Annotated in this window: 16 protein-coding genes; 10 read left to right on the plus strand and 6 right to left on the minus strand. The window is 52.4% G+C overall.

Annotation, left to right across the window (positions count from 1 at the left end):
• Window positions 1-199 precede the first annotated feature (199 nt).
• Window positions 200-763, plus strand: a complete 564-nt coding sequence (gene ahpC, locus DY231_RS17595; protein ID WP_115630371.1) for an alkyl hydroperoxide reductase subunit C — start codon at window positions 200-202, stop codon at window positions 761-763.
• Between the two features lie 72 nt (window positions 764-835).
• Window positions 836-2,395, plus strand: coding sequence for an alkyl hydroperoxide reductase subunit F (gene ahpF, locus DY231_RS17600; RefSeq protein ID WP_115630373.1), 1,560 nt, complete (start codon window positions 836-838; stop codon window positions 2,393-2,395).
• Window positions 2,396-2,429: 34 nt separating this feature from the next.
• Here the strand turns inward: ahpF and DY231_RS17605 are convergent, their stop codons facing one another.
• Entirely contained in the window at window positions 2,430-3,092 is a 663-nt protein-coding gene (locus DY231_RS17605; protein WP_115630375.1) for a helix-turn-helix domain-containing protein, read from the minus strand.
• Window positions 3,093-3,180: 88 nt separating this feature from the next.
• Window positions 3,181-4,569 (minus strand): cysteine--tRNA ligase, encoded by a 1,389-nt coding sequence (gene cysS / locus DY231_RS17610; RefSeq protein ID WP_115630377.1) that lies wholly within the window; start codon window positions 4,567-4,569, stop codon window positions 3,181-3,183.
• A gap of 189 nt (window positions 4,570-4,758) precedes the next feature.
• Between cysS and ppiB the strand changes: the two genes are divergently transcribed.
• The 5 genes from ppiB to mnmH all read left to right on the plus strand — a co-directional run bounded on the left by ppiB (window position 4,759) and on the right by mnmH (window position 8,917).
• Complete coding sequence (ppiB, locus tag DY231_RS17615) at window positions 4,759-5,253, plus strand: peptidylprolyl isomerase B (RefSeq protein WP_034493843.1); 495 nt, start codon at window positions 4,759-4,761, stop codon at window positions 5,251-5,253.
• Between the two features lie 14 nt (window positions 5,254-5,267).
• Window positions 5,268-5,987 (plus strand): UDP-2,3-diacylglucosamine diphosphatase, encoded by a 720-nt coding sequence (gene lpxH, locus DY231_RS17620; RefSeq protein ID WP_115631882.1) that lies wholly within the window; start codon window positions 5,268-5,270, stop codon window positions 5,985-5,987.
• A 138-nt stretch (window positions 5,988-6,125) separates the two neighbouring features.
• On the plus strand, window positions 6,126-6,635 hold the full coding sequence (gene purE, locus DY231_RS17630) for a 5-(carboxyamino)imidazole ribonucleotide mutase (protein ID WP_034493801.1): 510 nt from the start codon (window positions 6,126-6,128) through the stop codon (window positions 6,633-6,635).
• Window positions 6,632-7,696, plus strand: coding sequence for a 5-(carboxyamino)imidazole ribonucleotide synthase (gene purK / locus DY231_RS17635; protein WP_115630379.1), 1,065 nt, complete (start codon window positions 6,632-6,634; stop codon window positions 7,694-7,696). The genes purE and purK overlap by 4 nt, the downstream gene beginning before the upstream one ends.
• A gap of 123 nt (window positions 7,697-7,819) precedes the next feature.
• On the plus strand, window positions 7,820-8,917 hold the full coding sequence (gene mnmH, locus DY231_RS17640) for a tRNA 2-selenouridine(34) synthase MnmH (protein ID WP_115630381.1): 1,098 nt from the start codon (window positions 7,820-7,822) through the stop codon (window positions 8,915-8,917).
• A 31-nt stretch (window positions 8,918-8,948) separates the two neighbouring features.
• Here mnmH and DY231_RS17645 read toward each other — a convergent pair whose 3' ends face one another.
• Genes DY231_RS17645 through DY231_RS17660 form a run of 4 tightly spaced genes read right to left on the minus strand, consistent with a single transcriptional unit; the run spans window position 8,949 to window position 13,612 of the window.
• Entirely contained in the window at window positions 8,949-9,851 is a 903-nt protein-coding gene (locus DY231_RS17645; RefSeq protein ID WP_115630383.1) for a carbamate kinase, read from the minus strand.
• Window positions 9,852-9,869: 18 nt separating this feature from the next.
• Window positions 9,870-10,679, minus strand: coding sequence for an oxamate carbamoyltransferase subunit AllH family protein (locus DY231_RS17650; RefSeq protein ID WP_115630385.1), 810 nt, complete (start codon window positions 10,677-10,679; stop codon window positions 9,870-9,872).
• Window positions 10,680-10,681: 2 nt separating this feature from the next.
• Window positions 10,682-11,941 (minus strand): YlbE family protein, encoded by a 1,260-nt coding sequence (locus DY231_RS17655; RefSeq protein WP_115630387.1) that lies wholly within the window; start codon window positions 11,939-11,941, stop codon window positions 10,682-10,684.
• A 9-nt stretch (window positions 11,942-11,950) separates the two neighbouring features.
• Window positions 11,951-13,612, minus strand: a complete 1,662-nt coding sequence (locus DY231_RS17660; RefSeq protein ID WP_115630389.1) for an acyl-CoA synthetase FdrA — start codon at window positions 13,610-13,612, stop codon at window positions 11,951-11,953.
• Between the two features lie 295 nt (window positions 13,613-13,907).
• On the opposite strand from DY231_RS17660, the gene allD reads away from it, so the two are divergent.
• Genes allD through allE form a run of 3 tightly spaced genes read left to right on the plus strand, consistent with a single transcriptional unit; the run spans window position 13,908 to window position 17,004 of the window.
• Entirely contained in the window at window positions 13,908-14,957 is a 1,050-nt protein-coding gene (gene allD, locus DY231_RS17665; RefSeq protein WP_115630391.1) for an ureidoglycolate dehydrogenase, read from the plus strand.
• A gap of 15 nt (window positions 14,958-14,972) precedes the next feature.
• On the plus strand, window positions 14,973-16,205 hold the full coding sequence (allC, locus tag DY231_RS17670) for an allantoate deiminase (protein ID WP_370511336.1): 1,233 nt from the start codon (window positions 14,973-14,975) through the stop codon (window positions 16,203-16,205).
• Between the two features lie 13 nt (window positions 16,206-16,218).
• Complete coding sequence (gene allE / locus DY231_RS17675; protein ID WP_115630395.1) at window positions 16,219-17,004, plus strand: (S)-ureidoglycine aminohydrolase; 786 nt, start codon at window positions 16,219-16,221, stop codon at window positions 17,002-17,004.
• The last annotated feature ends 49 nt before the right edge of the window (window positions 17,005-17,053 follow it).

A 17,053-nucleotide genomic window follows, 5' to 3' on the forward strand; every position in this document is an offset into this window, starting at 1 on the left:
TTTAATCCCGTCGCTGTTATGATTTTTTAAAGTGGAATTGTAACGCGCAACAAATATAGACCACCCGGCAACGGGTGGTTTTTTTTTACCTGTCGCTCAGGTTGTTAGGTTATACCTTTTGATTCGATACAGCCTACCCATTAGAACCAAATGCTTATATTCGGTACCTTTCTCCCATCGCAAAACGGAGGAAGTACAGATGTCTTTAATTAATACAAAAATCAAACCATTCAAAAACAGCGCTTTTAAAAACGGTGAATTCGTTGAAGTTACCGAGCAGGATGTAGAAGGTCGCTGGAGCGTTTTCTTCTTCTATCCAGCTGACTTTACTTTTGTATGCCCAACTGAATTGGGTGATGTTGCTGACCACTACGATGAATTCCAGAAACTGGGCGTGGATATCTACTCTGTTTCCACCGACACCCATTTCACTCACAAAGCATGGCACAGCAGCTCTGACACTATCGCGAAAATCAAATACGCGATGATCGGCGACCCAACTGGCGCACTGACTCGTAACTTCGAAATCATGCGTGAAGACCGGGGCCTGGCTGACCGCGGCACCTTTATTGTTGACCCACAGGGCATCATTCAGGCTATCGAAGTGACTGCCGAAGGCATTGGTCGTGACGCATCTGACCTGCTGCGCAAAGTGAAAGCCGCTCAGTATGTGGCTTCTCACCCAGGTGAAGTTTGCCCGGCTAAATGGAAAGAAGGCGAAGCGACTCTGTCTCCGTCTCTGGACTTGGTCGGCAAGATTTAAGTTACCCGCATTATTTCTAATTTATCGGCTGCGCTTGCAGCCGATTTTTCTCGCCATCAGGGAGATTTACCCATGCTCGACAACAATATGAAAAACCAACTCAAGGCCTACCTTGAGAGATTAACCAAACCTGTTGAGTTGATTGCCACGCTGGATGACAGTGCAAAATCAGCGGAGATAAAGGAACTGCTGGCTGAGATCGCGGAGTTATCGGACAAGGTTTCCTTCACCATTAATAACGATTTGCCGGTGCGCAAACCGTCGTTTTTAATTACCAACCCAGGCTCCGATAAAGGCCCGCGTTTTGCCGGTTCCCCACTCGGCCACGAATTTACTTCTCTGGTTTTAGCTTTGCTGCAAACCGGGGGACACCCGTCGAAAGAGTCGCAGGATTTGCTGGAGCAAATTCGTGAAATCGACGGCGATTTCCATTTTGAAACCTATTACTCGCTCTCCTGCCACAACTGCCCGGACGTGGTGCAGGCGCTGAACCTGATGAGCGTGTTGAACCCGCGTATCAGCCACACGGCGATTGATGGCGGCATTTACCAGAATGAGATTACGGATCGCAATATCATGGGCGTACCTGCAGTATTCCTGAACGGTAAAGAGTTCGGCCAGGGGCGCATGACGCTGGCTGAAATCGTCAGCAAAATTGATACCGGTGCTGAAAAACGTGCTGCCGAAGCGCTGAACAAACGCGAAGCTTACGACGTGTTAATCGTCGGCAGCGGCCCGGCAGGTGCAGCGGCGGCGGTGTACTCCGCACGTAAAGGCATTCGCACCGGTCTGATGGGCGAGCGTTTTGGCGGCCAGGTTTTAGATACCGTTGATATCGAAAACTACATTTCAGTGCCAAAAACTGAAGGCCAGAAACTGGCAGGCGCACTCAAAGCGCATGTTGATGATTACGACGTAGACGTTATCGACACGCAAAGCGCCAGCAAACTGATCCCGGCGCAAACCGAAGGCGGATTACACCAGATTCAAACGGCCTCAGGTGCCACACTGAGTGCACGCAGCATCATCATTGCGACGGGTGCAAAATGGCGCAACATGAATGTGCCGGGCGAAGAACAGTACCGCACCAAAGGCGTGACGTACTGCCCGCACTGCGACGGCCCGCTGTTTAAAGGCAAACGCGTCGCGGTGATCGGCGGCGGCAACTCCGGCGTGGAAGCGGCGATTGATCTGGCGGGTCTTGTTGAACACGTTACGCTGCTGGAATTTGCCCCGGAAATGAAGGCCGACCAGGTCTTGCAGAAGAAACTCCGCAGCCTGAAAAACGTCGATATCATTTTGAATGCCCAAACGCTGGAAGTGAAAGGCGACGGCAGCAAAGTGACCGGATTAAAGTATAAGGATCGTGTGACACAAAAAGTACATGATATTGAACTGGCAGGTATTTTCGTACAAATCGGGCTGTTGCCGAACACCAACTGGCTGGAAGGCAGCGTTGAGCGTAACCGCATGGGTGAAATCATCATTGATGCGAAGTGCGAAACCACAGTGAAAGGCGTATTTGCGGCGGGTGACTGCACCACCGTCCCCTACAAACAGATTATTATCGCCACCGGCGAAGGTGCCAAAGCCTCTCTGAGCGCATTTGATTATCTGATTCGCCAGTCATAATAAAAAGCGGCTCACCATTTGATGAGCCGCTTTTTTAATATTCTTTCGGCAAATATTTTACCGTGACCAGCCTTCCGCGCTTTATCTCAACATAATCCCCACGGCGTAATTCACCCAGAATCGCCATGATGGTGCTTCGGGCAAGTTGCGTACGTTCCTGAATAAAGTCCGCCACATTAATATTGCAACGCATCTCAGGCGCCAGGGTTTGAAGCTCAATTAATTTATTGCGCACCATGACATACGCCGACACCCCCACAAGATGCTCTTCACGCAGGGAGTAAATCTGCAAAAACCAGGAAAGAATGCTCGCGACCGGTTCCCATAACTGTTGTTGCGTAAAAATGGCAAATGCCTGATCGGCTGGCACAACGCGCGCCGTGCAGGTTTCTTCAACCTTTAAAAACCAGCCACCCCGTGGTCTCATACATTCCGCGATGCCAAAAATCAGCTCTCCGCGAACCGAAGAAAGCACCAAACCGTCAACGCTACGAATCGCGCTAAAATACCCGTCGGCAAATAAATAGAGGGATTTTTCATTTTCCCGAATAGCGTAAATCTCATCGCGAGGATGAAAAACGTGATCGGTTCCCACCGCATTAAGCGCCTGACGCAACAACGCTATTTCAGTGACTGGACGAGGAGGATAAAAAGAAGGATAGCTGTGGCCGTTGTTTTGATTATTTGCGGTATCCATGAATAAACCTTTTTTATTCTTATCTCCAATATAATAGCTGATAAAAAAAGCGGCCTAAGCCGCTTTCTGTATTATTGAATGAATAAAATTACTTGCGGCGCCAGGTGGTACCCTGCGCACCGTCTTCCAGCACGATACCCATTTCATTGAGGCGGTCACGAGCCTGGTCTGCCAGCGCCCAGTCTTTAGATTGACGCGCATCGTTACGCTGTTTGATAAGCGCCTCGATTTCAGCCACTTCGCTGTCGTCGGACTGTGCACCGCCTTGCAGGAATGCTTCTGGATCCTGCTCAAGCAAGCCCAACACGCCTGAAAGCTGGCGTAACGCCGCCGCCAGGCCATTTGCTGCCGCCAAATCTTCTGTTTTTAAGCGGTTCACTTCACGCGCCATATCGAACAGTACGGAATAGGCTTCCGGGGTATTGAAGTCGTCATCCATCGCTTCACGGAAACGCGCTTCAAACGCTTCGCCACCGGCAGGCTGAACACTTGAATCCGTGCCGCGCAGTGCAGTGTACAAACGATCCAGAGAAGTACGCGCCTGTTTCAGGTTTTCTTCGCTGTAGTTCAACTGGCTGCGATAGTGACCGGACATCAGGAAGTAGCGAATGGTTTCCGCGTCGTAATATTTCAGCACGTCGCGCACGGTGAAGAAGTTGCCCAGTGATTTGGACATTTTCTCGCGATCGACCATCACCATGCCCGAGTGCATCCAGGTGTTAACGTATTCGCCGCCGTGCGCACAGGTGGACTGCGCGATTTCGTTTTCGTGGTGCGGGAACATCAAATCTGAACCGCCACCGTGAATATCAAAATGGTTGCCGAGCTGTTTGCAGTTCATCGCCGAACATTCGATGTGCCAGCCTGGACGGCCCTCGCCCCACGGCGACTGCCAGCTTGGCTCGCCCGGTTTAGACATCTTCCACAACACGAAATCCATTGGGCTGCGCTTAACGTTCGCTTCGACTTCAACGCGAGCACCAGCTTGCAGTTGATCCAGATCCTGACGCGAAAGCTTGCCGTAATCCGCGTCGGTTTCCACGGAGAACATCACATCACCATTGCTGGCAACATAGGCGTGATTACGCTCGATAAGCTGTTCAACAATTTCGATGATGTCTGGGATATGTTTGGTGGCGCGAGGCTCGCTGTCCGGGCGCAAAATGTTCAGCGCGTCGAAATCGGTGTGCATTTCAGCCACCATGCGATCAACCAGCGCCACGAAGTCTTCGCCGTTTTCGTTAGCGCGTTTGATAATTTTGTCGTCGATATCCGTAATGTTGCGCACGTATTTCAGCTTATAGCCGATAAAACGCAGGTAACGTGCGACCACATCAAAGGCAACAAAAGTACGGCCATGTCCGATATGACACAAATCGTAAACGGTGATACCACACACGTACATGCCAACCTCTCCGGCATGAATAGGTTTGAATTCCTCTTTTTGGCGACTCATTGTATTGAAGATTTTTAACATCAGGGGATTCCATGTAAGTGTGTCGAAACGGTGCAATTGGCTATATTAAACCATAATTTTACCCAGAGGCAGTGTGCTTTGCGAGGATATAGCTTACTGACTCACAGTGTACAGTTATGCTATAACAACCACCTTGTGTGGCGGCACCGTCTGCCGGAACACTGTCTGACTAAATATAGGATGCACAGCATGGTTACTTTTCATACTAATCACGGCGATATCGTAATCAAAACTTTTGATGATAAAGCGCCTGAAACTGTTAAAAACTTCCTCGAGTACTGCCGCGAAGGTTTCTACGCCAACACCATTTTCCACCGTGTGATCAACGGTTTTATGATCCAGGGCGGCGGTTTTGAACCGGGTATGAAGCAGAAAGAAACCAAAGACACCATTCAAAACGAAGCGAATAACGGCCTGAAAAATACCAAGGGCACGCTGGCAATGGCTCGTACCCAGGCGCCACATTCTGCAAGCTCCCAGTTCTTCATTAACGTAGCGGATAACGATTTCCTGAACTTCAGCAGCGAAAGCATGCAAGGTTGGGGTTATTGCGTATTTGCCGAAGTCGTTGAAGGCATGGACGTAGTAGAAAAAATCAAAGGCGTGTCCACGGGTCGCAGCGGTATGCACCAGGACGTTCCTAAAGAAGACGTGGTTATCACTAGCGTAACCGTAAGCGAATAATTCGCCCGATGGCGATGACGCTTTTTATCGCAGATTTACATCTGTGTTCAGAAGAACCGGCGATCACCGCCGGTTTTCTGCGTTTTCTGGCAGGCCGCGCTCGGGAAGCAGACGCGCTTTATATCCTTGGCGATCTGTTTGAAGCCTGGATTGGCGACGACGATCCGGAACCGCTGCACCGCCAAATCGCGCTAGCAATCAAAGACCTGGTGGATTCTGGCGTGCCCTGTTTCTTTATTCATGGCAACCGGGATTTCCTGCTTGGCAATCGCTTTGCCCGCTTAAGCGGTATGACGCTGCTGCCAGAAGAAAAAATCGTTGAACTGTATGGCCGCAAAATTTTGCTGCTGCACGGCGACACGCTCTGTACTGACGACCACGGTTATCAGGCATTTCGCAAAAAAGTCCATCAGCCCTGGCTGCAATGGTTATTCCTCGCCCTACCGCTGTTTATCCGCAAACGCGTCGCCGCCAAAATGCGTGCTGACAGCAAAGCCTCAAATAGCAGTAAATCTATGGCGATTATGGATGTGAACACGCACGCGGTTATCGACGCCCTCGAACGCCATCAGGTGCAATGGATGATCCACGGTCATACCCATCGCCCGGAAATTCATCCGATTTCAGCCAATGGTAAACCCGCGTTTCGCTGCGTGCTTGGCGCATGGCACACACAGGGATCGATGATTAAAGTGACTGCTGAAGACGTCGAGTTAATTCCTTTTTCTTTTTAAACAAAATCACCTCTTTTTGCCGCTTTGTTAACCACGCAACCGTTTTCCTTGCTCTATGTTCATGGTATTCTCTGAGCCCTTCTGACCGACCGAGCCACGTTCGGTGATGTTTGCATACCCACAGGAGTTTTGAGACGCATGTCCTCCAACCAGACCCCAGCGCGTATCGCCATTGTCATGGGTTCCAAAAGTGACTGGGCTACCATGCAGTTTGCCGCAGAAATCCTCACCGCCCTTGAAGTCCCGCACCATGTAGAAGTGGTTTCCGCACACCGCACTCCCGATAAACTGTTCAGTTTTGCCGAACAAGCAAGCGACAACGGTTTGCAGGTGATTATTGCTGGTGCAGGCGGAGCGGCACATTTGCCGGGCATGATTGCGGCGAAAACGCTGGTCCCCGTGCTGGGCGTGCCCGTTCAAAGTGCGGCATTAAGCGGCGTAGACAGTCTCTATTCTATTGTGCAAATGCCGCGTGGTATTCCCGTCGGCACGCTGGCGATTGGCAAAGCAGGTGCTGCAAATGCCGCGCTGCTGGCCGCTCAAATTCTTGCCCTGCATGACAGCGGCTTGCATCAGCGCCTGCAAGCGTGGCGTCAAAGTCAGACTGACGAAGTGCTGGAAAACCCTGATCCACGGGGTGATGCATGAAACGCGTCTGCGTATTAGGGAATGGTCAGTTAGGCAGAATGCTGCGCCAGGCGGGTGAACCGCTGGGCATCGCCGTTTATCCGGTTGGCCTTGATGCCGAACCTGAAGCCGTGCCATTTGCACAAAGTGTTATCACCGCAGAAATTGAGCGCTGGCCTGAAACCGCCCTCACCCGTGAATTAGCGCGTCATAACGCGTTTGTGAATCGTGATGTTTTCCCGATTATCGCCGACCGCCTGACGCAAAAGCAGCTATTCGATAAGCTCGAACTGGCTACCGCACCGTGGCAACTGCTCTCTGGCCGTGATGAATGGACGAGTGTTTTCCAAAATCTGGGTGAGTTAGCCATTGTGAAACGCCGCGTTGGCGGTTACGACGGGCGCGGACAGTGGCGTTTACGCAGCCATGAAACCGATCAGTTGCCTGACGATTGCTATGGCGAGTGCATCGTTGAGCAAGGGATTAACTTTTCGGGCGAAGTTTCGTTAGTAGGCGCTCGCGGTCACGATGGCACAACCGTGTTTTATCCGCTGACGCATAACCTGCATCAGGACGGCATTCTGCGCACCAGCGTGGTGTTCCCACAGGCGAACATTGAGCAGCAGCAACAGGCGGAAGCCATGCTTTCGGCGATTTTGCACGAGCTGAACTATGTTGGCGTGATGGCGATGGAGTGCTTTATCACTCCCGCCGGGTTGCTGATTAACGAGCTTGCGCCGCGCGTGCATAACAGCGGGCACTGGACGCAAAACGGCGCATCCATCAGCCAGTTTGAACTGCATCTGCGGGCGATTGTGGATCTGCCACTACCGCAACCGGTGGTGAACTCGCCTTCAGTGATGGTCAATCTTATCGGCACCGACCTGAATTATGACTGGCTGAAACTGCCACTGGTTCATTTGCACTGGTACGATAAAGAAGTGCGCGAAGGTCGCAAAGTCGGCCATCTCAACCTGAACGACAGCGATACCGGCAGACTGAGCGCTTCTCTCGAGGCACTGGTACCGTTGCTTCCAGCGGAATACGCCAGCGGCATTGCCTGGGCGCAAAGTAAGTTCTAATCACAGTGGCGGGTGGCATTTTTGCTCACCCGCTCTGCCCCTCAAGTTCCCCAGCCTTTCTTTTCTATACGCGAAAGCGCACAATCCACGGCGTTTCTGGCCTCACTCGCTCTAAGGTTTTATATGCAAAACGCTCGTCCTAATACTCAAGATTATGACCATCTGCTGCGCAACGGTACGGCGCTTATCGACGTGCGCGCGCCGGTTGAATTCAGCCAGGGAGCGATGCCTGGCGCGCTGAATTTACCGCTGATAACCGATGAAGAGCGTGCAGCCGTAGGCACTTGCTACAAGCAGCATGGGCAGCAGGCGGCGGTGAAATTAGGGCATAGTCTGGTTCATGGCGAAATCCGCGAGGCGCGTTTGCAAAAGTGGCTTGCCGCCTGCCGCGAGAATCCGCAGGGTTATTTGTGTTGCGCGCGCGGAGGAATGCGTTCGCATCTGGTTCAGCAGTGGTTACGCGAAGCGGGCGTTGACTATCCGCTGGTCGAAGGCGGTTATAAAGCACTGCGCCATTACGCAATGGACGTGATTGAAACCCGTTCACGCTGGCCGATGATTTTGGTCAGCGGTAACACCGGCGGGGGCAAAACGATTCTGATTCGCTCGCTGCCAACCGGTGTTGATCTTGAAGGGCTGGCGCACCATCGCGGTTCCTCATTTGGCCGCACGATTGTGGAACAACCCTCGCAAACGAACTTTGAAAATAACCTTGCTGTTACCCTGCTGAAGAAAAGTGACGGTGGCGAAGTCACCTGGGTTATTGAAGATGAAGGCCGCATGATTGGCTCGCGCCATATTCCTGAATGCTTCAGAGAGCAGATGTTACGTTCACCGATTGTGGTGATTGAAGACCCGTTTGAGCAGCGTTTAGAGCGCCTGAAAACCGAATATTTCCAGCAAATGAGCAGTGCGTTTTTGTCGATTCATGACGAAGAAACGGCCTGGCAAAACTACGGTGAATATTTGCATCATGGCCTGTTTGCCATCCGCCGTCGTTTAGGCCTGGAGCGTTTTGCTCAGTTCAGCAAACATCTGGATAACGCGCTGGAATTGCAACGTAAAACCGGTTCCGTTGAGGGGCATCTGGCCTGGCTTGCGCCACTGCTCGAAGAGTATTACGACCCGATGTATCGCTATCAGCTCAGCAAAAAAGCGGGAAATATTGTGTTTCGTGGCGACTACAGCCAGGTCGAATCCTGGCTGCGCAGCCGGACATAACGCGGACAACTTGCGTCATCCGCCATAAAACTTACAACGCGATGCAGGTTCCGGCTTCACCCGCCAGAATCTGTTCAATCTGATCCAACGCCCCAATCCATGCTGGTTTGTTGTGTTGGCGAACAAAACTGCTGACCGCCGCCACTTTTGGCCCCATTGAACCATCTGATTTAGCAAACGGTGCCAGCGCGTCGGGTGTTGCCCGGCGAATTGCCCGTTGCTGTGGCGCGCCCCAGTTTTCATACACCGCATCGGCATCGGTCAGAATCAGTAGCCCGTCAGCGTCAATCTGTTGCGCCAGTAACGCCGCCGCCAGATCTTTATCAATCACCGCTTCCACCCCTTCCAGCCCATTTTTGCCTTCGACCATCGCCACCCCGCCGCCACCGCTGCACACCACCATATGGTTATGTTTTAACAGCAGTTCGATAGCTTCGCTGTCGATAATTTTCAGCGGAGCCGGTGACGCCACGACGCGGCGAATATAGCGCCCATCGGCTTTCATCAGCCAACCGTGCTGCGCTTCAAGGGCGGGTTGTTGCTCCGGGGAATAAACCGGGCCGATGAACTTTTCGGGGAATGTAAACGCCGGATCCTCGCGGTCCACCAGCATACGCGTCAACACGGCGGTAACTGGCGGCATATGTGGTTGCTGCGCCATACGCTGCGCCAGCATATAGCCAATCATGCCCTGGCTTTCGGCCACCAGAACATCGAGCGGATAAGCCGCGACCTCTTTATACGCCTGGTTTTGCAGTGCCAGCAGCCCCACCTGCGGGCCGTTGCCATGCACCACCGCAACGCGAAAATCTTTCGCCAGCCGCGCCAGCGCACTCGCCACTTTATCAATATTGCGGTACTGATTTTCCACGCTCAGCGCTTCACCACGCTGTAGCAGCGCGTTCCCGCCAAGAGCTACGACTAAAGTTTTCATCACATATCCTTGTAAACGTTACAGCACGACCCGCTGCCCTAACCAAAAACCCAGCAAAGTATCCGCGCCCGAAGTGTGTCCGAGCGATAACAACTGCCGGGTGGCAAACGGCAAGCGAGCCGGTGAAGTTAATGAATGTGCAAAATGCAGTAATGGCGAGGAGAACACGCCCTGTGCGGCAAAGCGCAGATAGTTAACGCTCACTTGCGTTGTCGTCGCGCGTAAATCAACGGAGGCGTCAAAAAAATGCGCGCCGCATTCTGCATTTAATCGACGGTGATACCAGCCTGCCAGCAGCATGCCGACCAGAATGTCGTCATGAGTCGGCGTCAAACCTGGGCCTTTCCCGAGCATCCGGCACCAGTTCACCATCTTGCCTGCAAGCGATGCGCGGAAACTACGCTGAAACTGGCGTAACTCTACCGGTAACGGCTGGCTGGCAATCGTAGAAAGCGGGCCATAAAGCCCGGTTTCCGCATTGCAATACAACAGCGAGGTTTGCAAACTGGGTTCAGCCGGGTTGTCCGGCAAGCGAAGCGAGCACTCACGTTGAGGCGCAACCAGATGATATCCGGCTAAATTCAGCCCCTTCTCGGTAACGCTGATTGGGGTATCACGCTTAAGTGCCAGCCGCAGGCGCTGATGATCATCATGGCGCAGCACCCATCCCATCGGGCTGACACCTTCACCGGCGCGGTGCAGCGTAAGCAAAGCGCCGTCGTTGGCGGCTAAATTGATGGTGCGTGGGTATACTCCCGCGACACGCCAAAGCTGGCGGAATGCGGGAGCCTGACGACTCCGCAGCAACGGTAATAAGCACTCGCTCACTTTTATTCCACACCCAAAGATTCAGCCAACGCCTCAAGCGCCTGCTCAAAACAGGCCAGCGGCGCACGCACTGTACCCGCGCCAATCTGCCCGACTCCCGCGTCTTTATGAGCGATACCGGTGTTGATTAGCGGCGTAATCCCCGTTTCGACGATGCGACGAATATCCAGCCCCAGACATGCGCCCTGGAAATCCCAACCTGGAATCGTGAGTTGCATATTGCGCTCGAGGAAAATCTCCGCCATTTCTTCGGATACGGTCTGCGCCGCGTCCATACCGCCCGCGCCCACAAAGCGCGTCACGCCGGGTGCTGCAATCATTGCCGCGCCGCCGATACCGAAGGTTTCGGTAATGGCGCTATCGCCCATATCCGGGTTGGCCTGCTCCTGGGAATAACCGGTGAAGAACAACCCCTGCGGCGTATTGACGGGAGCGGTGAACCAACGGTCACCCAGACCGCTGACGCGAATACCGAACTCATGCCCGTTGCGCGTCATCGCCGTCACGATGCTGCCCGCTTTAATTTCCGCTCCGGCGTCCATTGCCGCTTTGCAATATGCCATCGCCAGATTCAGGAAGAACTGATCGGTGACGCTCAGGAAATCCATCACTTGCGCAAGCTCGGCTTTATCGTGATTCAGGCGGATAATGTGCGGTGCCAGCGTGCGCATCAGCAATGCGGAGGTCGCGATATTACGCTGGTGAAACTCATCGCCCATCGTGATGCCCTGCGCCATCATGGCGGTGAGGTCAACCCCACGTTCCATTTGCGAAAGTGCGGCGCTCAATACCGGAGCCAGCACATCACGCATCCAGCGATGACGCGCCTGCACATCTTCACCGTAGGCACCAAAGCGCATCACTTTGCCGATACCTTCGTTGAGATTGCAGTAGGCGCGGTTGCCGTCAGTGATATTTTCCACCACCAGCATCGGCATATGCGCCGAGGTGATCCCGCCCATCGGGCCAACGGCATTAACGTGGTGGCAAGGCACAAAAGTGACATCTCCGCCCTCCAGCAATTGCAGCGCCTGCGCTTCATCTTTCGTCCAGCCTTCGAACAGGCATGCGCCGATGCAGGCCCCTTTCATTGGCCCGGTCATGTTTTCCCATGCCATTGGTGGCCCGGCGTGTAACAGCGTCATGCCACGGTTTAGCACACTAATCAGCGAGCCTGCGGGTTTAACATCCAGCCAGTGTGGACGGGCTTTGCGAATACGTTCAATCACTGCGGTGTTGGCTTGCGCCACAGATGTAGTCATAACAACCTCTTACTGTAAACGAGCTAATAAACGGGCCAGATGAGGATTGCCACCGGCAATCGGCGCCCACTGGAAATGCACCACGGCGGTAGATGTCGCCTGTAAATCCTGAGCAAAGCTGCGCAGCCCGGCGTTAATGACCGCCACGCCATCGAGCAATGAAGGTGCGGATTGCGTGACTTGCGTCAGCGCTGAAGAAATAAGTGAGCTGGCAAGCTGCGTGGCCTGCGGCAAGGTGTCCATCACCATCACGCCCGCTTCACGCAAAATTGCGCGTTGCCCGGAGCGGCACTGCGGGTCTTGTTCGGTTCCGGTGACGGTAGCGATAATCGCCAGCGGCGTAGCGCGTTTGGCTTTGAGCGCACAAATCGCTTCTGCAAGCGTAGCGGCGGGGTTTTCCTGAGCGCCGTAACCGATCACCACATCGAGCAATAACACACCGACTTCCGGCTGGTTCGCCAGATCTTTGATCATTTGATTACGCGTGGAGGGGTCAATCATCGGATGCGGTTTGCCGACGGTGTAGAAATCATCCCCCAGATCGATGACCCGGTGGCCGCCGGCATCCAGCATGGTGCCATAATGGTGCGTGTCGTCGGCCTCCACACCCAGCTGTTCGGCCAGCAACATCGCGGTTTCCGCCGCCAGCGTGCCGCCAGTAAACAGGCCACTGATTTTGCCGCCTACCACATTGGGTGAAAGCGCCCGCGCACGTTCAACGCTGCCGAGCAAGCATGCAATACGCGCCGCTTCGTCAATGGTGTCGGCAAACCAGATATTGCCATCGCGTTTTGTGGCAGATTTATGGCCAAGAAACAGCGCCACCACGGGTTTGCTTTGCGTCTGCATTGCCGCGATGACTTTCTTACGCACCGCTTCAGCAGGCGGTTTCGAAACAAACGCCAACACCTGGCTTTGCGCGTCGGCGCTCAGCATTTCCAGAGCGCTTAACGCGCTAATGCCGCCAACCTGCGCCGATAAATCACGCCCGCCTAATCCCAGGGCATGAGTAATCCCTTCCCCGCCGAGTGCGATTTGTGAAATCAGCTCCTGAATACCGGTGCCGGATGCGCCAATCACGCCGATGTTGCCCTGTGGCATCACGTTGGCGAACGCCAACGGCGTACCCGCGACAATGGTGGAGCCACAGTCCGGCCCCATCACAATCAAACCTTTCTCGCGGGCTTTGGTTTTCAGCGCGATTTCATCTTCAAGCGACACATTGTCCGAGAAGATCATCACGTTTTTATCGCTATCCAGCGCCTGATTTGCGAGTTGCGCCGCATATTCCCCGGCGATGGAAATCAGTGCCAGATTAGCTTTTGGGAGCTTCTGGCAGGCACTTTCCCAACGCCTTGCCTGCACCAGTTTTTGCCCGTTGCCGCCAGCCTGCCCGGCGCTTTCAAGCGCTGCATCAAGTTGCTGGCAAATGAGTTGCACAATCGCGGCATCTTCGTTCTCACTGCGAATGGCCACACAAATATCGTTAGGCGTTGCCCCAGCAAAATCTTTATGCCAGAAGCCCGTGTTTTCGAGCAGCGTCTTATTAGCAGGCGTGCCCATCATTACCGAAACATCATCGACACCTTCGGTTTCACTCAGCTTGCGGGAAATAAGCATTAAGCTGACCGAATCCTGAAAACATCCTTTCTTAATAAAGGCGTGAATCATTGATAATTCCTCATCACCGAAAAGCCTGTTGAATGGCTTGCAGATTATTTCCTCAATGAATTAATTAAGGTGACAAATATCACAACAAATTTATTAGCAAAGTTATTCAAATAGTCACGCGGGAATTATTTAATATTATCTGCATATCTATTAATTAAAATTAATTACAGAAAACACAGCCATCTTCAAATTAATTCTAACAATAAAAATAACCCTATTGAGATCACAATTTTTATCATCCCAGCGGGTATGTTATGGCGGAATTAAGCTCTATGGGTAACAGAAAGGAAGACAGATGAAAATCAGTCGGGAAACACTCCAGCAGCTCATCATAAATAAATTATCCGCGGCCGGACTCAAGATAGACCATGCGGCTACCGTGGCAGAAGTGCTGGTCTATGCCGATGCTCGTGGGATTCATTCTCACGGGGCGGTACGTGTTGAATACTACGCACAGCGCATCTCGCAGGGTGGAACAAACTGTAATCCGCAGATCCGCTTTGAACAGACTGGCCCATGCTCCGCCATTTTGCATGGTGACAACGGTGCCGGCCAGGTGATGGCAAAACTGGGTATGGAACACGCCATCAGCATGGCGAAAGAGAACGGCGTGGCGGTGGTCGGTATTCGTAGTATGGGCCACAGCGGGGCGCTTTCGTACTTTGTGCAACAGGCTGCGAAAGCCGGTTTGGTAGGGGTTTCAGTTTGTCAGTCCGACCCGATGGTGGTGCCGTTTGGCGGCGCAGAAATCTATTACGGGACGAATCCTCTGGCGTTTGCGGCCCCTGGTGAAAACGATGATGTTGTCACGTTTGATATGGCAACGACCGTGCAGGCGTGGGGCAAAATTCTGGACTCGCGGGCGCGCAACACGCCAATTCCGGACAGCTGGGCGGTAGATAAAAATGGCCAGCCGACCACAGATCCGTTTGCCGTTCATGCTTTACTGCCAGCCGCCGGGCCGAAGGGCTACGGGCTGATGATGATGATTGATGTGCTTTCCGGCATTTTGCTTGGCCTGCCGTTTGGCAAACAGGTCAGCTCAATGTATGACGATTTAAGTGCCGGTCGTAATCTTGGCCAATTGCATATCGTAATTAATCCCGACTATTTTGGTGGCAGTGATTATTTCCGCAGAGCAATAACGCAAACCATGCAGCAATTAAATGCGGTTAAACCCGCTCCGGGATTCTCACAAGTTTATTATCCTGGTCAAAATCTGGATATTTACGAGAAAACGACTGCGCGTGAAGGCATCGAGATCGTTGAAGAAATTTACGAGTATTTAATTTCCGATGCGTTATATACCCGTTCTTATGAAACCAAAAATCCTTTCGCGCAATAATTAAGGATAATCATCATGACTTCGTTTCAGTCTGACATAGAAGAAACTTTGCCCTGGCTTTCGTCTTTTGGTGCCGCACCTGACGGCGGAATAACACGTTTGCTTTATTCCCCGCAGTGGCTTGAAGCGCAACAGCAGTTTAAATCGCGCATGCAGCAAGATGGTCTGCAAACTCGCTTTGATGAAGTGGGCAATTTATATGGCCGCATCAATGGAACGCGCTATCCCGGCGAGGTGATTCTGACCGGTTCGCATATCGATTCTGTGGTTAACGGTGGCAATCTAGATGGGCAGTTTGGTGCTTTAGCCGCCTGGCTTGCGATTCGCAGGCTTTATAAAACTTACGGCGCACCGCTACGCACCTTAGAAATGGTGGCGCTGGCAGAAGAAGAAGGAAGCCGTTTTCCCTATGTTTTCTGGGGCAGTAAAAATATCTTCGGCCTGGCCGATCCTGAAGATGTGCGCCATATTTCAGACGCCAAAGGTATTCCTTTCACTCAGGCGATGAGCGAATGCGGCTTCACCCTTGCCGCCGCCCCACTAAAACCACGGGCTGATATCAAAACCTTTGTGGAATTGCATATTGAACAAGGGCGTATTCTGGAAACCCATCAGCAAGAGATTGGTGTAGTTACCGCGATTGTCGGCCAACGTCGCTACACCGTGATGTTGAGCGGCGAGTCAAACCACGCGGGCAGCACGCCGATGAGTTATCGCCGCGACACGGTTCATGCCTTTAGCCGCATCTGCTGCGAAAGCATTGCAAAAGCACAAGCGATGGGCGACCCGCTGGTGCTGACCTTCGGCAAAGTGGAACCGCAGCCCAATACCGTGAACGTGGTGCCGGGAAAAACCTGTTTCACCATTGATTGCCGCCATACCGATGCCGCCCTGCTCAAAGCCTTTACCGGGGAAATTGAGGCCGATATGCGCCGTATTTGTGATGAGATGAATATCGGTATTGATATTGATTTGTGGATGGACGAAGCCCCGGTGCCAATGGATACGCATTTGGTGGATAAACTTGAAACCATTTGCCAGTCCGAGAAGCTGAATTATCGCCTGATGCACAGCGGAGCCGGGCACGATTCACAAATTTTCGCCCCGCAGGTACCGACCTGTTTAATTTTCATGCCGAGCATTGGCGGTATTAGCCATAACCCCGCAGAAGCAACACATATAAAAGATTTGGCCGCAGGGGTGAAAACCCTGGCGTTAATGCTTTACGAACTGGCTTATAAAGAATAAGGAAGAAAAAGAAATGGGTTATCTTAATAACAACACGGGTTACATCAGCGATTTACTGGCTTCGCGCTCCATTATTAAACGTGGCAACTATGCGTTAATTACGCCCGACGGTTTGGTGAAAAATATTATCCCCGGTTTTGATAATTGCGATGTGACAATTTTATCGACCCCTAAACTGGGCGCCACGTTCGTCGATTACCTGGTCACTCTGCATCAGGATGGCGGGAACAATATCGGCTTTGGCGGCGACGGCATTGAAACCTTTGTTTATGTTATCGACGGTGCTATCAAAGCCCGCGCTGGCGAACAGAGTTTCACACTCACACAAGGGGGGTATTTATATTGCCCACCAGATACCGCAATGACTTTTATTAACAATCACTCGCAAGACAGTCGCCTGTTTTTATATAAACGCCGCTATATTCCAGCTAACGGGCACAAGGCTCATATCGTCAGCGGGAATGTGAATCAGCTTGAGCGTATTGAATATGAAGGTATGAGCGACGTGATTTTGCAGGATCTGCTGCCGAAAGATCTCGGCTTCGATATGAACATGCACATTCTGTCATTTGCTCCGGGTGCATCCCACGGCTATATCGAAACCCATGTTCAGGAGCACGGTGCCTATATCCTCAGCGGTCAGGGCGTTTACAACCTCGATAACGAATGGATACCGGTAAAACAGGGCGATTACATCTTTATGGGCGCTTATTCATTGCAGGCGGGTTATGGCGTCGGACGCGGTGAGGCATTTAGCTATATCTATTCAAAAGATTGCAATCGCGATGTAGAAATTTAAAAAGGTTTTCTTAGCTTGTCGGTTTGGCCACGGATAATACCGTGGCCTT

The organism is Buttiauxella agrestis, from assembly GCF_900446255.1.
In the GTDB taxonomy this organism is placed as follows: Bacteria; Pseudomonadota; Gammaproteobacteria; order Enterobacterales; family Enterobacteriaceae; genus Buttiauxella; species Buttiauxella agrestis.

Excerpts from the sequence above, each read along its gene's own strand:
- ahpC (WP_115630371.1), top strand. The coding sequence starts at position 200 with ATGTCTTTAATTAATACAAAAATCAAACCATTCAAAAACAGCGCTTTT.
- ahpF (WP_115630373.1), top strand. The coding sequence starts at position 836 with ATGCTCGACAACAATATGAAAAACCAACTCAAGGCCTACCTTGAGAGA.
- DY231_RS17605 (WP_115630375.1), bottom strand. The coding sequence starts at position 3,092 with ATGGATACCGCAAATAATCAAAACAACGGCCACAGCTATCCTTCTTTT.
- cysS (WP_115630377.1), bottom strand. The coding sequence starts at position 4,569 with ATGTTAAAAATCTTCAATACAATGAGTCGCCAAAAAGAGGAATTCAAA.
- ppiB (WP_034493843.1), top strand. The coding sequence starts at position 4,759 with ATGGTTACTTTTCATACTAATCACGGCGATATCGTAATCAAAACTTTT.
- lpxH (WP_115631882.1), top strand. The coding sequence starts at position 5,268 with ATGACGCTTTTTATCGCAGATTTACATCTGTGTTCAGAAGAACCGGCG.
- purE (WP_034493801.1), top strand. The coding sequence starts at position 6,126 with ATGTCCTCCAACCAGACCCCAGCGCGTATCGCCATTGTCATGGGTTCC.
- purK (WP_115630379.1), top strand. The coding sequence starts at position 6,632 with ATGAAACGCGTCTGCGTATTAGGGAATGGTCAGTTAGGCAGAATGCTG.
- mnmH (WP_115630381.1), top strand. The coding sequence starts at position 7,820 with ATGCAAAACGCTCGTCCTAATACTCAAGATTATGACCATCTGCTGCGC.
- DY231_RS17645 (WP_115630383.1), bottom strand. The coding sequence starts at position 9,851 with ATGAAAACTTTAGTCGTAGCTCTTGGCGGGAACGCGCTGCTACAGCGT.
- DY231_RS17655 (WP_115630387.1), bottom strand. The coding sequence starts at position 11,941 with ATGACTACATCTGTGGCGCAAGCCAACACCGCAGTGATTGAACGTATT.
- DY231_RS17660 (WP_115630389.1), bottom strand. The coding sequence starts at position 13,612 with ATGATTCACGCCTTTATTAAGAAAGGATGTTTTCAGGATTCGGTCAGC.
- allD (WP_115630391.1), top strand. The coding sequence starts at position 13,908 with ATGAAAATCAGTCGGGAAACACTCCAGCAGCTCATCATAAATAAATTA.
- allC (WP_370511336.1), top strand. The coding sequence starts at position 14,973 with ATGACTTCGTTTCAGTCTGACATAGAAGAAACTTTGCCCTGGCTTTCG.
- allE (WP_115630395.1), top strand. The coding sequence starts at position 16,219 with ATGGGTTATCTTAATAACAACACGGGTTACATCAGCGATTTACTGGCT.